At 70.0% G+C, this 15,578-nt stretch carries 13 protein-coding genes; 6 read left to right on the forward strand and 7 right to left on the reverse strand.

From position 1 onward, the window contains the following. Nucleotides 1–158: 158 nt before the first annotated feature. Together SBI80_RS25075 and SBI80_RS25080 are read right to left on the reverse strand one after the other, a co-directional pair. Complete coding sequence (locus SBI80_RS25075; RefSeq protein ID WP_318977565.1) at nt 159–479, reverse strand: STAS domain-containing protein; 321 nt, start codon at nt 477–479, stop codon at nt 159–161. Then, complete coding sequence (locus tag SBI80_RS25080) at nt 476–4,666, reverse strand: SpoIIE family protein phosphatase (protein ID WP_318977566.1); 4,191 nt, start codon at nt 4,664–4,666, stop codon at nt 476–478. The genes SBI80_RS25075 and SBI80_RS25080 overlap by 4 nt, the downstream gene beginning before the upstream one ends. A gap of 114 nt (nt 4,667–4,780) precedes the next feature. Between SBI80_RS25080 and SBI80_RS25085 the strand changes: the two genes are divergently transcribed. Continuing rightward, complete coding sequence (locus SBI80_RS25085) at nt 4,781–5,698, forward strand: LysR family transcriptional regulator (RefSeq protein ID WP_318977567.1); 918 nt, start codon at nt 4,781–4,783, stop codon at nt 5,696–5,698. Here the strand turns inward: SBI80_RS25085 and SBI80_RS25090 are convergent. Continuing rightward, nucleotides 5,695–7,116 (reverse strand): xylulokinase, encoded by a 1,422-nt coding sequence (locus tag SBI80_RS25090; protein WP_318977568.1) that lies wholly within the window; start codon nt 7,114–7,116, stop codon nt 5,695–5,697. The two genes, SBI80_RS25085 and SBI80_RS25090, sit on opposite strands and share 4 nt — an antisense overlap. A 51-nt stretch (nt 7,117–7,167) precedes the next feature. On the opposite strand from SBI80_RS25090, the gene SBI80_RS25095 reads away from it, so the two are divergent. Genes SBI80_RS25095 through SBI80_RS25105 form a run of 3 tightly spaced genes read left to right on the forward strand, consistent with a single transcriptional unit; the run spans nt 7,168 to nt 9,564 of the window. Beyond that, nucleotides 7,168–8,007, forward strand: coding sequence for a serine hydrolase (locus tag SBI80_RS25095; protein WP_318977569.1), 840 nt, complete (start codon nt 7,168–7,170; stop codon nt 8,005–8,007). Between the two features lie 38 nt (nt 8,008–8,045). Beyond that, nucleotides 8,046–9,044, forward strand: coding sequence for a DoxX family protein (locus tag SBI80_RS25100; protein WP_318977570.1), 999 nt, complete (start codon nt 8,046–8,048; stop codon nt 9,042–9,044). Nucleotides 9,045–9,072: 28 nt separating this feature from the next. Beyond that, on the forward strand, nt 9,073–9,564 hold the full coding sequence (locus tag SBI80_RS25105; RefSeq protein ID WP_318977571.1) for an RDD family protein: 492 nt from the start codon (nt 9,073–9,075) through the stop codon (nt 9,562–9,564). 9 nt (nt 9,565–9,573) lie between these two features. Here SBI80_RS25105 and SBI80_RS25110 read toward each other — a convergent pair whose 3' ends face one another. Continuing rightward, nucleotides 9,574–10,974, reverse strand: a complete 1,401-nt coding sequence (locus SBI80_RS25110) for a GntP family permease (protein ID WP_318977572.1) — start codon at nt 10,972–10,974, stop codon at nt 9,574–9,576. After that, on the reverse strand, nt 10,974–11,471 hold the full coding sequence (locus tag SBI80_RS25115; protein ID WP_318977573.1) for a gluconokinase: 498 nt from the start codon (nt 11,469–11,471) through the stop codon (nt 10,974–10,976). The genes SBI80_RS25110 and SBI80_RS25115 overlap by 1 nt, the downstream gene beginning before the upstream one ends. Before the next feature lie 137 nt (nt 11,472–11,608). Between SBI80_RS25115 and SBI80_RS25120 the strand changes: the two genes are divergently transcribed. Beyond that, complete coding sequence (locus SBI80_RS25120) at nt 11,609–12,316, forward strand: FadR/GntR family transcriptional regulator (RefSeq protein WP_318977574.1); 708 nt, start codon at nt 11,609–11,611, stop codon at nt 12,314–12,316. A gap of 37 nt (nt 12,317–12,353) precedes the next feature. Then, nucleotides 12,354–13,238 (forward strand): SCO6745 family protein, encoded by an 885-nt coding sequence (locus SBI80_RS25125; RefSeq protein ID WP_318977575.1) that lies wholly within the window; start codon nt 12,354–12,356, stop codon nt 13,236–13,238. A 22-nt stretch (nt 13,239–13,260) separates the two neighbouring features. Here the strand turns inward: SBI80_RS25125 and SBI80_RS25130 are convergent, their stop codons facing one another. Both SBI80_RS25130 and SBI80_RS25135 read right to left on the reverse strand, forming a co-directional pair. Next, nucleotides 13,261–13,587, reverse strand: coding sequence for a YnfA family protein (locus tag SBI80_RS25130; protein WP_318977638.1), 327 nt, complete (start codon nt 13,585–13,587; stop codon nt 13,261–13,263). Beyond that, nucleotides 13,587–15,578: a DUF7064 domain-containing protein gene (locus SBI80_RS25135; RefSeq protein ID WP_318977576.1), complete on the reverse strand. Its 1,992-nt coding sequence runs from the start codon at nt 15,576–15,578 to the stop codon at nt 13,587–13,589. The genes SBI80_RS25130 and SBI80_RS25135 overlap by 1 nt, the downstream gene beginning before the upstream one ends.

Consider the following 15,578-nt stretch of genomic DNA (forward strand, 5'->3'; position numbering starts at 1 on the left):
TCCTGATAGATGGGCCATTCGCCGCCCCGGGCTGGGGGGCGATGCGAGACCCATGAAACCGGGTGACTTACGACATTTGCGTCTCACTTTGAGATGCAGGTCACATCCGATCGGGGAGGCGAAGCTGGCCGAGGTCGGCGGAGCCGAGGCTCTCGAAGTCAGGCGTCCGTCGGTGCTTCCGCCGTCGAGACGTCGACCAGCTGGGTGAGTCCACTGATGGTCAACACGGGCACCAGCAGCGGTTTGACGACGAGGTTGATGGCATCGGCGTGGTGGAACAGCACGTTGATGCCGCCGCTGTCGAGGTAGTCGATGGCGCTCAGGTCGACCGTCACCGGCGCGCCGCTACTGCCGGCGATCGCGGTGTTCAGGGCCGTGGCGAAGGTCGCCACATTGCTCAGGTCGATCTCGCCATTCGCCACCAACTTCAATGACCCGTCGGCACGGCGGTCGGTGCTGAGGATGAGCGGTGTCGTCATGGGGTGATCCTCGTGTGCATGTGAACGGTGGTGCCCGTGGCATCTGGCTGGATGGTCACGTCCTGCATGAGCGCCTTCATCAGGGTGACACCGCGCCCACGGCTGACGTCGACACCCGGCCGCGGCGGTCGCCATGCGCCGGTGTCGACGACGGTCACGTCCAGACGATCGGCGGTGGCCGACGCGCGCAGGCTGACCGTGCCTCCCGGCCGATCGCGGTGGCCGTGCTCGATGGCGTTGGCGATCGCCTCCCCGGTCGCGATCAGGACGTCCTGCACCTGCTCGGGGCCGACGTCGGCGCGGGCCAGCCAGATGCGCAGCGCCCTCCGGGTTCCTGCGAGTTCGCCGACCTCGGCTGGGAATTCGAGCTGCAGTGGCGCGGGCTGACGATAGAGCAGCAGTGCGACGTCGTCCTGGTAGCCGCCGTCGGGGGTCAACCTGGACATGATCTCGCTCGCCAGCTCCTCCAGTGGCGATCCCCGGCCGTCCTGAACCAGGTTGGCGGCGTGGGCGATGCCCACGTCCAGCGGCTCGCGTCGGCGCTCCACCAATCCGTCGGTGTACAGCAGCAGCGTGGCGCGCGCCGGGATGACCACGCGCGCCTCGGGCCGAATCAGGTTGCGCCGCAAGCCCAGTGGGATGGCGCGGCCCTCCTCGAGAGTCTCGGCGGTGCGGTCGCCCCGAACCAGGACCGGAGGTGGGTGCCCGGCACTGGAGTAGGTGAGCTCGCCGCTGCCGGTATCGAGCACCGCACAGAACGCGGTGGTGCACGCGGCGCCGGGTAGTCGCGCGGCGAACCGGTCGAGCCCCGAGAGCGCTGCACCGGGGCTGGGGTGTTCGAGAAGCAGCGCTCGGCAGGCGCTGCGTAGCTGCCCCATCACCGTCGCCGCTGCGAGTCCGTGGCCGACGCAGTCACCCACGATGAGCGCGATGCGGCCGTCGTCGAGGTCGACCACGTCGTACCAGTCACCACCGACTTGCAGCGGGCTGGACGCCGGCTGGTAGCGCACGGCGAAGCCACCGGGAAGAGCCGCTGGCCCGAGGATCGCATGCTGAAGCGCCAGCGCCGTCTCGCGCTGTTGGTCGAGCTGTCGGACCCGCTGCAAACCCTGGCCAAGCCGACCGGCCAGCACCGTGAGCAGGGTCTGGTCCTCTGGAGTGAAGAGCCGCTCCTCGGAGAGCTCCACCCGTAGCACCAGCACGCCCTGGGGGTGCTGCAGGGCGATCCCGGCCGAGCCCGGTTCGGTGGCATCGGTGACCAGCAGGTCACCGTCGCGCAGCGCCTCGATGCCCGCGCGAACCTGCGGGGTCAACTCCGACCACTGCACCGCGTCGCCGGCACACACGATGTGGGGTTGGTCGGTACCCGGGCCTGCGGCGACGCCCTGGCCCGGGTAGGTGACCGCCAGCACGCGCTCGGCCCGCCACAGACCGAGCAGCTGCTGAGCGGTGGACGACAGTGCCTCGTCAACGGTATCTGCTTGGGCGAGTGCCTGATTCAGCGCCGCGAACGCCATCTGACGCTGCTCGGCGTAATGCTCGGCGGTGATGTCGCGGAAGGTGCCGACCATGACCCGCTTCCCGGAGTCCGGATCCTCGGCGCGGTTGAAACTCGCCTTGACCCACATCCGGTGCCCGTCGCGATGGTGCAGTGGCAGCACGTCGGTACCGTGCGAATTCGTCAGCAGCCGACCGAACGCCTTGGCGAACAGCTCGTATCCCTCGGGGTCGGCCTCCTCGTCCGGCCACCAGGGCTGGACGGGCGCGTACGGCAATCCCTCGGCGCCGTAGCCGATGGTCTCGGTGAACGCGGCGTTGATCTCGACGACGGCGCCCTGCTCGTCGCAGACGAAGAAGGCCTCCTGCAGGGAGTCGACCAGCGCGGTCCGCCAGCGGGCGTGGTGGTTGCGCAGGCGGGACAATTCGACGTTGGCACGCACGCGCGCGAGGAGCTCCGCGGCGGCGAACGGCTTGACCAGGTAGTCGTCCGCCCCGGCCTGCAGACCCTCGATGGAGGCCTCCTGACCGGCCCGCGCGGACAGCAGCAGCACCGGGACGACGGCGGTGCGCGGGTCCTTGCGCAACTGCGTGACCAACGCCAGACCGTCCAGCCTCGGCATCATCACATCGCTGACGACCAGATCCGGTGCCTTGGCCCGGACGCTGTCCAGGGCCTGCAATCCGTCGACCACTGCATCGACCTCGTAGCCGGCGCCCCGCAACAACCGCACCAGGTACTCGCGCATGTCGGTGTTGTCGTCGGCCACCAGCACCCGCGTCTGCGAACGCGGGCTAGGCATCGATGTGCTCGATGCATCCAATTCGGTTGCGGCAGATTGGTACTCACTTGGGTCATCCGGCAACCAGCGCAGCGCCTCCTGCACGTACGGATCGGCGATGCCCGAGCCCGTCCGGGTGGACTCGGCCGGGGGCACGTCGGCGGGCAGGTGCGCCGCGCCGAACGGCAACAGGATGACGAACGTGGTGCCGACTCCCTCGACGCTGTCGGCGGTGATGGTGCCGCCCTGCAGCTCCACCAGCTCCTTGACCAACGCCAGGCCGATCCCGCTGCCCTCGTTGGATCGCGCACGTGCGCTCTCGATACGGTGAAAGCGCTCGAACAACCGGGGCATCTCGCGGGCCGCCACCCCGATCCCGGTGTCGGACACCGTCACCTCCGCGTGCTCACCCCGACGAGCGACCCGCACGGTGATCGCGCCGTCGAACGTGAACTTCAGGGCGTTGGAGAGCAGGTTGAGGATCACCTTCTCCCACATGTCGCGATCGAGGTAGACGGGTTCGTCCAGCGGCGGGCACGCCACGTCGAACGTCAGCCCGGCACGATCCACCGCCGACCGAAACACGCTGGCCAGCTCGGCGGTGACCGATGCCAGGTCGACCGCCTCGTAGCGGGCGCGCATGCGACCCGCCTCGATCCGGGAGAAGTCCAGCAGCGTGTTGACGAGTTTGGCCAGCCGCAACCCGTTGCGCTGGATCACCTCCAGCTCGTGGCGCGCCGACTCGTCGATTCCGCCACTGCGGGCGCGCAACTCGGCGAGCGGGCCGAGGATCAGGGTCAGCGGCGTGCGGAATTCGTGGCTGATGTTGGAGAAGAACGTGGTCTTGGCCCGGTCCAGCTCGGCGAGTTCCTCCGCCCGGCGCCGCTCCGCCCGATAGCTGCGGGCGCTGACCACCTCGGCCGCGATGTGTCCGGCCACCAGTTCGACGAACCCGCGGTAGGCATCGTCGAGCGGTCGGTAGCGGTTCAGTGCGGCGACCAGGAAACCCAGTGGCGCGCTGCCTTGCTGAGCCAGCGGAACCACCAGCGCCTGCGTCGGCGGTTTCGACCAGTCTCCCGTCGGCAGGTCGACGTGGGACCCGGCGAGGTCGACGAGCGTCGTACCGCCCTGGGCCAGGTCTGCGAGGGCCCAGCCGCCCGATCCGTCGGCCGGCAGCATCGGAGGTGCCACGGGATGGCCCTCGGGCACTCCGCTGCTGCCGACCAGTTCCGCAGCGCCGTCGTCATCGAACAGATAGGTCAGCGTGAAGGGCAGATCGGCCAGGTTTCGGCCGAGCTGCGCGGAGGCAGCCGCCAGCATCGCGGCTTCCGACGGCCGCACCCTGGGGTCCGAACCCAGATCCCGCAGGGTTGCCATCCGTCGCTGGCTGATGACCCGGTCGGTGTCCTCGCTGACGACGCACAGGAAGCCGGAGACCCGGTCGTCGTCATCGCGAAGTGGGCTGTAGGAGAACGTGTGATAGGTCTCCTCGGGATACCCGGAGCGCTCCAGGAAGAGCAGCAGCGCCGTGTCCCAGGTGGCCTCCGCGGTCGTCAACACGCCGTCGATCCGCGGGCTGACGTCGTCCCAGACCTCGGCCCATACCTCTCTGGCGGGCCGTCCAAGCGCCCACGGGTACTTGCTGGCCAGCGTGTCGCGGCGGTAAGCGGCATTGCAGAAGAACGTCAGCTCCGGACCCCAGGCCATCCACATCGAGAACCGCGTCGACAGCAGGATGCTGACCGCGGTTTGCAGACTCTGCGGCCACTGGGTCGGCACGCCCAGTGGTGTTGCCGCCCAGTCGACCTCGGCGAGATCGCGACCGATCTCGGGGTCGGTATCGAAGACGGCGTGGTCCGGAACGTCCCGCTCAGCGTGCCCAACGCCCACCCGACACAGCCCTCTCACCGACGCCAATGCTTCGGCACCGTTGCCAGGATGCCACCAGGAAGGTACCCCGCCGGCGACCTCACGACACCGGACCCAGGAAAGCCGTCTGCGCGGTTGGAGAAGAATGCCACCGTGGACACGCGCCGACTGCAGCTACTGCTGGCCCTGTCACGCCTCGGCTCGATGCGGGCGGTCGCCGAGGTACATCACCTGACCACCTCGACGGTGTCTCAGCAGATCGCCGCGCTCGCCAAGGAGGCCGGGGTGGCGCTGATCGAGCCGGAGGGCAGGCGTGTCCGCCTCACTCCCGCCGGCCGCCGGCTGGCCGATCACGCCGTGACGATCCTGGCCGCCGTCGACACCGCGCGACTGGACCTCGATCCCGACGCCGAACCGGTGGGCACCCTTCGGGTCGGTGGTTTCGCCACCGGCATCCGGGTGTCGCTGCTGCCGATCCTCTCCGAGCTGGCCGATACCCATCCCGCCGTCGACGTCGTGATCAGCGAGTACGAACCCATCGAGGCCTTCGCGCTGCTCGCCGACGACGACCTGGACCTGGCGTTGACCTACGACTACAACCTCGCGCCCGCCAGCCCGGGACCGGTCCTCGAGACCTTCCCGCTGTGGTCGACGCCGTGGGGACTTGGTGTTCGCACCGATGCGCCCGACGGCGTCGTCGACGTCGCCACGTACGCCGACAGTGCCTGGATCGTCAACTCCCGCAACACCGCCGACGAGGACGCCGTGCGCACACTTGGCGCGCTCAACGGCTTCAGCCCGCGCATCGCCCACCAGATCGACAGCCTGGAGTTGGTCGAGGACCTGATCGTGGCGGGGTACGGCGTTGGACTGCTGCCGCTGCACCGGGCCACCGGCCCCGGTGTCAAGGTCGTGCCGCTGCAACATCCGGACGTGCTGCTGGTGGCGTACGCCGTGACCCGGATGGGCCGGTCGACCTGGTCACCGCTACGCGCGGTGCTCGACCGGCTGGTCCCGCCCGAAGGCGCTCTGCCTCAACCGCATTGGCCACGGCCGGCCGCGGACGGCTAGCTGGCCGGCGCGCGCTGACCCAACGTCAGCGGCTGCGCGGCCCGGTACTGGTCGAGCACCACGGGCGTCGGATCGGCCGTGTAGGGCAGGAGCTCGTCCGTCTTCCCCGCCGACCACGCCGGCGGGGCGGCACGCCGCGACAGGGTCCACGCCGCCTGCCTGGCCGCACCGAGGGCGACGTACTCCGCGGGCGTCGGGACGTGCACGGGCATGCCGAGGACCGCCGACGCGACGCGCCGGACTGCCTCCGAGCGCGCTCCACCGCCGACCATGATCACCCGGCCGACGTGCACGCCCTGTTGGGCGATCCGCTCGATGCAGTACGCGATAGAGGCGAGCAGGCCCTCGACGGCCGCGCGAGCCACGTTGGCAGGGACCAGGTTCCGAGTGGTGACGCCGTGCATCGCCCCCGCCGCGTCGGGCAGGTTGGGCGAGCGCTCCCCGTCGAAGTACGGAATCAGCGTCAAGCCCTGGGCGCCCGCAGGCGCCGACAGCGCCAGCCGGTCGAACTCGTCGAAGTCGACGCCGAGCATCGCGGCGACGGCGGCGAGCACCGGCGCGCCGTTGAGCGTGCACACCAGGGGCAGCTGCCGCCCGGTGGCGTCGGCGAACCCGGCGACCAGTCCCTCGGCGTCGTGAGCCGCGGCGTCGCCGACCGCGCTGACCACGCCCGAGGTGCCAAGGGAGACCACGCAGTCCCCCGGCCCGACGCCGAGCCCGAGGGCCGCGGCGGCGTTGTCACCGGCACCAGGGCCGAGCACGGCACCGGTGGTGGTGCGCCCCGCGGCGTCGAACGGACCGAGCACGGGCGGGACGAGGGGGCGGCGCCCACGCGTCGCGAGCTCCAGCAGATCGTGCTGGTATTCGTCGTCCGATGCCGCGAAGTATCCAGTGCCGCTGGCGTCGCTGCGGTCGGTGCGGATGTCGGCGACGTCGGTCGACCCCGACAGCCGCCACGTCAGCCAGTCGTGCGGCAGGCACACCGCGGCCGTGGCATCGGAGTTCTTCGGTTCGTTGTCGGCGACCCACCGCAGCTTGGTCGCCGTGATCGCGGCGACTGGAACCACCCCGATGCGGCGGGCCCACTCAGCCGCCCCGCCCAGTTCCTCGACCAGGGCCGCGGCGGCCGCACTCGAGCGGGTGTCGTTCCACAGCAAGGCGTCCCGCACGACGTTGCCCGCGGTGTCCAGGCAGATCATGCCGTGCTGCTGAGCACCGACCGAGATGGCGGCGACGTCGTCGAGACCACCGGCTGCCGCGGCGGCGTCGCCGAGGGCGGCCCACCACGCGGCGGGGTCCACCTCGGTGCCCTGCGGGTGCGGCGCGGAACCGGTGCGCACGGTTTCGCCGGTCTCGGCGTCACAGATGACGACCTTGCACGACTGAGTTGACGAGTCGATTCCCGCGACGAGAGTCACCGAGAACCCCTTTCTCCTGGGAACCTCCCACCCTAATGCGAAGCTTCTCGGATGAGACTGGCTCTGCTGACCGCCGCGGTGATCGTCATCGGCACCGCAGGCGCGGTGGCTCCGCCCACCGCGTCGGCCGACTGCGCTGCTGGCGCGAGCACCGCCGATTGCAGCCTGCAGAGCCGGATCGCCGCCGCCGACGCCTATCTCGTCACCCGGCCGGGGTCCATCGGGTACGTGCTGCGAGATCGCGCGACGGGGGCGGCATACCGCAACGCGCATGCCGGGGAGATGGTGTGGACGGCGTCGACGATCAAGCTGGCGATGGTCGTCGACCTGCTGACGCGGGCCAGCGCCGGCGCGATCACCCTGACCGACGCCGACCGCAGCCAGATGGCCGCCATGATGCACTCGTCCGACGACGACGCCACCGACGCCCTCTGGTCGCGCTACGGCGGCGCCGACCACACGACGTACAACGCCAACTTCCCGAGGTACGGCATGACTGATCTGCAGCCTCAGAAGGGGTTCAGCAGCATCTATCCCTACTGGGGCTTCCAGAAGACCACCGCCGACGACCTCGACCGGCTGATGAACTACGTGCTGACGCGCCTACCACCCGCGCAGACCGCCGCGATCGTGCACGAGATGCAGAACGTGGACCCCAACCAGCAATGGGGGGTTTGGGGCGCGGGCCCGGCGATGGCGCCGGGCAACAAGGACGGCTGGTCGTCCGAGCAGGGCGGCTGGGTGACCAATTCGGTCGGCTTCGCCGGATCGGGACAGCGCTACACGCTGGCCATCATGAACGCCCTCGGCGGCGCCGGCGGTTACGACGACGGCGTGCAGACCACGACCCGCCTTGCGCAGATTCTGCTGGCCGGACTTCCCCGCACCTGACGGGTTTGCATCAACCCCCTCCGGGGAATGCCCGGCCCATGTTGATCCGACGAATCGCGCGTCCCATGCTGGCCACGACCTTCATCACCCGTGGAGTCGAAGCCCTGCGCAGTCCCAAGCCCGCCGCCGACGCCGCCCGTCCGACGCTCGAGGGTCTGAGCAAGCTGCCCGATCCCGTTGGCCCCAACGTTCCCACCAACGCCGAGACCGTCGCCAAGGTGACCGCGGGTGTGCAGATCGGTGCCGGCCTGCTGCTGGCCACCGGTCGGCTGCCTCGGCTGTCGTCGGCCGCGCTTGCCGTCAGCGTGGTGCCGGGAAGTCTTGGCGGACATGCCTTTTGGAACGAGACCGACCCCATTCGCAAGGCCGCCGAACGGCGCGCGCTGTTCGCCGACATCGGCCTGATCGGCGGGTTGATCATCGCCGCGGTCGACACCGAGGGCAGGCCCTCCCTTGGCTGGCGGGGCCGCCGGGCCGCGCGCAAGCTCGGCGAGTCGGTGACCGGGGTGCTGCCGTCGCCGTCGACGTCCGGCGGTGCATTGATCGACGCCGAGCTCGTCGACAAGTGGGGCGAGGAACTGCAGTCCGGTCTGCACGCCGGTGCCGAGCGCGGCCGCGAGCTGGCCCACGTCGCCCTCGAGCGCGGCGCCGAGCTGGCCGACGTGGCCTACGAGCGCGGCTCCGAAATCGCCGACGTCGCCCGCGAACGGGCCCCCAAGCTGGCCAAGGCGGCTCGCAAGCGCGGCGCTGCGCTGGCCGAGATCACCCAGGACCGCGGCGCCGAAATCGCCGACGTCGCACAGAAGCGCAGTGCCAAGCTGGTCGACGTGGCGCGCGACCGGGCTCCCGAGCTGGCCAGTGCGGCCCGGGACCGAGGTGCCGAGCTGGCCGAGATCGCCCGTGATCGCGGCGCCGAACTGGCCGAGCTGGCGCAGGACCGCACGTTCGACTTCGCCGACCTGAGCCGCAAGCAGGCCAAGCAGGCGCGCAAGGAGATCAAGAAGGCCCGCAAGGAGCTTCGCAAGCGCACTCCCTAGGAGCGACCGCGCGGGTAGATTGACCCGCATGAGCACTGGTGGGGATCCTCGGTACGGCTACTACGACTCCGCAGACTCCGGGCGTTCTCCCATTCGTGGGGGGACGCCCGGAGACCTGCTTCCACGCTTCTTCGCCCGGCTGATCGACGGAATCATCGTGGGCATCGTGGGATTCGTCCTCGGCATGCTCGCCCATTCCACCTCCGACATCATGGTGACCGGCCTGTTCACCGGTTTGCTGGCGTTCGTCTACTACGTGGCCTTCGAGGTCACCCAGGGGTGGACCCCCGGCAAGAAGCTGCTGGGCTTGAGCGTGCGGGGCGCCGGTGGCACGCCCAAGCCGGACCTCAAGGAATCGGCGATCCGCAACCTGTTCACCCTGCTGCCGATCATCCCGTTCGTCGGGGGGCTGCTCGGGGTCATCGCGATCATCGTCATCGCGGTGACCATCAGCAGCAGCCCCACCAAGCAGGGCAAGCACGACGAGATGGCCGGCGGCACCCAGGTGGTCAAGGCCTGACGCCCGGAGTCAGAACACCAGGCTCAGCAGGAGCACCACCGCAAGGCCGCTGACCGACAGGATGGTCTCCATGATCGACCACGTCTTGATCGTCTGGCCGACGGTGATTCGGAAGTACTGGTTGACCAACCAGAAACCGGCGTCGTTGACGTGGGAGAAGAACAGCGAGCCCGCACCGACCGCCAGCACCACCAGCGACACCTGAGCTGTCGGCAGGTCCGCCACCAGCGGGACGATCAACGACGACGCGGTGATGGTGGCGACGGTCGCCGACCCCGTGGCCAACCGGATCAGCACGGCGATCACCCACGCCAGGATCAGCACCGAGATGCTGGCACCCTCGGCCCAGCGCGCCAGCAGCGTGCCAATGCCGCTGTCGACCAGGACCTGCTTGAACCCGCCGCCCGCGGCGACGATCAGGATGATGCCCGCCACCGGCGGCAACCCGGACTCGATGCATCTGGTGATCTCGTCGCGGCCCATCCGCGCTCCCCGGCCGAGGGTGAACATGCCCACCACGACGGCAAGCAGGAGCGCGATCAGCGGCGTGCCGAGGGTGTCGAAGACCTGCCGGACGAGGTTCTTCTTGTCGTCGATGAAGATGTCGACCAGTGCCTTGCCCAGCATGAGCGCCACTGGCAGCAGAACTGAGAAGAGGGTGATCCCGAACGACGGCCGCTGGCGGTCCTGCCCCTCGGCGAAGCGGTCGGCCTCGAAGGTATCCGGCGCCTCGACCACGACCCAGCGGCCGGCGAGCTTGCCGAAAAGCGGGCCCGCCAGCACGATCGTCGGGATCGCCACCAGCACCCCGAGCGCGAGCGTCACGCCGAGGTCCGCCTTGAGCAGGCCGATGGCCGTCAGCGGCCCCGGATGTGGCGGCACGAAGCCGTGCATCGCCGAAAGCCCCGCCAGCGCCGGGATTCCGACGGTGATCAGCGACAGCTGCGACCGGCGGGACACCAGGTAGATCACCGGCATCAGCAGGACGAGCCCGATCTCGAAGAACATCGGCAGGCCGATGATGGCGCCGACGAGCGCCATCGCCCACGGCAGCATTCGCGGCGAGGCGTGCCCGACGATCGTGTCGACGATCTCGTCGGCACCCCCGGAGTCGGCCAGCAGCTTGGCGAACATGGCTCCCAGGGCGATGAGGACGCCGACGCTGGCCGCGGTGTCGCCGAAACCCTTGGCGAAGGAGGCCAGCACGGTCTGTAGGTTCTCGCCGGCGACCACGCCCACCGTCAGCGCGCCGAAGATCAGCGACAGGAACGGGTGCAGCTTGACCAGCGTGATCAGCACGACGATCACGGCGATGCCGGCGACGAACGCCAGCACCAGCTGCCAGCCCGACGCGACCGGCTCGGTCAGCTTGGGCGCGTCGTCGGCGAGAAGGGTGATACCGCTGATCATCACGACTCCTGTTCGGTGGTGGCGAGGTAGTTCTCGATGACGGAGTCGATGTCCTGGTCGACGTCGATGGCGACGCCCCGCTCGTCGTCGCCGAGCGGCTCGAGGGTGGCGAACTGCGATGCCAGCAGGGACGCGGGCATGAAGTGGCCGGGCCGGCTGGCCTGCCTGCGGCCGATCACCTCCGGGGTGCCGGCCAGGTGCAGGAACTCGACGTCGGGGCAGTGTCTGCGCAGCTGGTCCCGGTAGGCACGCTTGAGCGCCGAGCAGCTCATCACTCCCCCGTCGGGGTGGGCCGCCAGCCACTGGCCAATCGACTCGAGCCACGGCAGGCGGTCGTCGTCGTCGAGCGGGTGCCCGGCGGTCATCTTGGCGATGTTGGCCGCGGGGTGGAAGTCGTCCGCGTCGGCGAAGGGAACGCGCAGCCGCTGGGCGAGCGCCGCCCCGACGGTGGACTTTCCGGAGCCCGAGACACCCATCACCACGATTGGCGACACCATCGCCCACCTCCCGACTTGCTCTACCCCGTTGTGTCTGGCATCACACAGCGTTCACCAATGATCTGATTATTGCAAGCCCTCGAGGTCATCCATCTGATTTAAGCTGCATTCCAGGGCCCTATGACAGGATGTATGGCGTGGTCACGTCCCCAAACATCAGCGCTCTGCACGACAACGTGCTGACCGGCCTCGGCGCGGACATCGTGTCGGGAGCCCTGCCGGCGGGCGCCGTGATCAACCTCGAAGGGGTCGGTGCCCAGTACGGCGTCTCCCGCAGCGTCGCACGCGAAGCGGTCCGGGTGCTCGAGTCGATGGGGCTCGTCGCGTCGCGGCGGCGGGTGGGCATCACCATCCAGCCGGCCGACCGCTGGAACGTCTTCGACCCGCGGGTGATCCGGTGGCGGATCCAGTCCGGGGACCGCGCCGCCCAGCTGGTATCCCTGTCCGAGCTGCGCCGCGGATTCGAGCCCACCGCGGCGGCACTCGCCGCCCGGCGTGCCGACCCGCACCAGTGCCGCATCATGGCGGCCGCGGTCTCGGACATGGTGATGCACGGCCGCGCCGGTGATCTCCAGTCCTACCTGTTGGCGGACAAGGTGTTTCACCGCACTCTCCTGGAAGCCAGCGGCAACGAGATGTTCCGGGCCCTCAACGGCGTCGTCGCCGAGGTCCTCACCGGCCGCACGCAGCACGGCATGATGCCCAAGACCCCGAACCCGGAGGCCATCGCGCTGCACGACGAGGTGGCCCGCGCCATCCGGTTGCGCGACGAGGAGGCCGCCGAACGCGCGATGCGGGCCATCATCGACGAAGCGGTCGATCACGTCAGCTCCGCCGGAGACTGACCGCTGCACGCCAACGGCACGGTGGTTGACTGCGGGAATGAGCAGAACACCGACGACGGCCCGCAGGCTCTTCGACCGCTTCGAACCCGTTCACGCCCTGACCTACTTCGCCCCGGAGTCCCGAACCGCGGTCGAGCAGGCCGGCTTTCACGGGTTCTGGACCGGCTACTTCGCCGCCCGCTCGGCGCCGCTGGGGCCGGTGCCAGCCGAGGTCGTCACCGCCGTGTTCTACAACTTCTCGGCCGCCCACGTGGCCCGCGCGCTGCCCGCCGCCTGGGAACACGCCGATCCGGCCAGCGCGCTGCGGGCGCGTGTGAGCGGCGCGGTCGCGGCCCTGCGCCGCTGTGGCGTGACCGACGACGATGCCCGGCCCGCGGCCGACCTGCTGACCAAGGCGGCCGCCGCGGCACCTCTGGACGGCCGGCCGCTGTTCGCCGCGAACCACGCGCTCGCAGTGCCCGACGAGCCGCTCGCGCGGCTCTGGCACGCCGCCACCCTGCTGCGGGAACAACGCGGCGACGGCCACGTCGCGCTACTGGTGGCCAACGGGATCGGCGGCCGCCAATGCAACGTCCTGCACTCCTTGGCCGACCGGGTGCCGCGGGACTTCATCATGCGCAGCCGCCAGTACGACGAGCGGGAGTGGGCCGGCTGCCTGGCCCACCTGGCCGCGCGGGGTCTCGTCGACGACGAAGGCGCGCTGAACGATTCGGGCCGCGCGTTCGAGAAGCGCCTCGAGCACGACACCGACGAGCTGGCGCTGTCCGCCTTCGACGCACTCGACGACACCGAACTCGAGCGACTGTTCCGCACGCTCACCCCCATCACCCGGGCGGTGATCGCCGGCGGTGACATCCCCGCCGCGACGCCGATGGGGCTGGGCCGCGACGACCTCTCCGACGACGCGGCACACCTGGGCTGACGGGACGGCTACGGCGGGGTCGTCAGCGCGGCGCGTACATGATGAGCCCGACGCCGACCAGGCAGACGAGCGCGCCGCCGACGTCCCAGCGGTCGGGCCGGAAGCCGTCGGCGACCATCCCCCACAGCAGCGAGCCCGCGATGAAGATGCCGCCGTAAGCCGCGAGCACCCGGCCGAAGTTCGCGTCCGGCTGGAAGGCGGCGACGAAGCCGTAGGCTCCGAGCGCCAGCACCCCGGCGCCCACCCACGCCCAGCCGCGGTGCTCCCGAATGCCCTGCCACACCAGCCACGCACCGCCGATCTCCAGCAGTGCCGCCAGCACGAACAGGGCAATCGACTTGGCCACCATCAGGTTTGGTTGCGATTCCACTCGAGCCAGCCGACGCCGGAGCGGCCGTCGGCGGTGCGCACCGTCACCCACGCCCGCGGGAACCTGCTGACCCGCCCGTCGGTGGCGGTCAACGGCACGGGCGCGTGGCCCCGCACGTCGACGGTCACGACGGTGTCGGTGGGCGTGATCTCCAGCGTGGTGCCGGTCGGCAGGTCGTCGGCACCGAAGGTCTCGGTGGCGACGACGGTCTGGAGTTCGACGACCTCGCCGTCGCGCTGGGAGTAACCGGCGGCGATCCGGGGAGCGCCCGGGATCCGGAGGTCGAGGGCGTGCAGGTGAGTGCCGTCGTCGAGATGCAGTGCACTCCAAACCCATTCCATGCTCCACCAGTCCCGCGCGGCCCAGGAGTGGTCCCGCTGGCCGGGCACGCCGGCGAACCCGTAGGAGCGGCCGTCCGCGGTCACCGTGCCCGACACCGTGCAGGGGATCTCATAGCGCGTCGACAGCCGGTACTGGTACGGCGTGCCCGCGGTGGTCCACACCAGGTCCATCGCCAACTCGACGGGCCGACCCGCCTCACCGCGTAGCAGACCCGCCGGGTCGTCGTAGGCCTGACCGCGCCCGCGCACCGATACGCGGTAGGACTGCAGGGGTGTGCTGGCCTCGAGTTCGAGGTCGACGTCGTCGGCGTGGACGCGGGTGTGGTCGGCGGGCAGCGGAGCCTCGAAGTCGAGGACGGCGATGGTCGGCATCGACGGGCCGCACAGCAGCGCGTTGATCCAGGCGTGCCCCTGGTTGGGAATCAACCCCAGCCGGATCCACCCGCCGACGTCCTGAGCGGGATCGGCGAAGTCGAAGTACCAGCTCTCGTTCCACAGCTCCTCGCCGCCCGGCTGATGGGTGCCCTCGTCGTCTGCGTTGGGCTGCAACGGTTCCGGTGCCGACGGCTGAGGAAGGACGGCCAGGGCGCCGGTGTCCAGGACGTGGGCGCAGTGCCGGGCGATCATCGTCATGAACATCCGGTCACCGCGCTCGGTGCGCTCCACCAGCATCGGCGACACGATCGACATGACGACCCCGAAGAAGCTCTGCCGGCGGATGCCCTCGTGCACGTCATCGATGGTGACCGTGTTGTGCGGGCCGAGCGCTTCGTGGTACGCGCGCACCAGTTCCTCTCCGTGTGCACGGCGACGGTCCACCGGAAGTGCGCAGCCGAGGAAGTAGGCGACGTCGGTGAAGGCCGGGCCCCACGTCACGGTCTGCCAGTCGACGACCGTCACGGGGCGGTCGGCGCCGGCCTGCCCGAAGAGCAGGTTGTCGAGGCGGTAGTCACCGTGGATCAGGCCCTGTGGCAGGCCGGAGTCGGCCTCGGCAGCGGTGTAGGCGTCGAACGCCGCGACCAGGCGCTCGCACACCTCGCGGTGCTCCGGTGCGACGTCGTCGTGATACCGCTCGATGAACCCCGCGTACAGCGCGGCCAGCAACCCCTGGTTCAGCGGTGACGCGCGGTTGATCCAGGCCGCGCCGGCCAACGTCGGGTCACCGAGCAGCGGGCCGTGCACGCGACCCAGTTGGGTCACCGCCATCAGGGCTTGTTCGATCGTCGCGCCGCCGATCTCGTCGCCGACGACCGACGGTGCGGCGTCGTCGAGCAGCAGGTCGAACGCACCCGTCACCTGGTCGTAGGCAGCGTGGCGACACGGCGCCACCGGACCGTGTAGCCCCGGCGCCACGTCGGTGTAGAAGCGCACCTCGCGCTCGTAGAGGCCCATCGTCAGCCCCGTCTGCCTGCTGCTCGGGTCGGCGGCGGCCACCTTGAGCACCACCGATCCGGGCCCCCGTTCGCCGTCGGCGTAGGTGAGGCCGACCCGATAGCACTCACTCATCTGCCCGGTGCCGATGCGCTCGAAGGAGAAGTCGGCGACCCTGCCCGCTCCGATCGCGGTGGTCAGCCACTCCGCGGTGAGGTCGTCGGGACGTTCGATGAGGGTGTCCGTGGAGGGGTGCAC

The sequence above is a fragment of the Mycolicibacterium sichuanense genome, from assembly GCF_033741125.1.
GTDB lineage: Bacteria > Actinomycetota > Actinomycetes > Mycobacteriales > Mycobacteriaceae > Mycobacterium.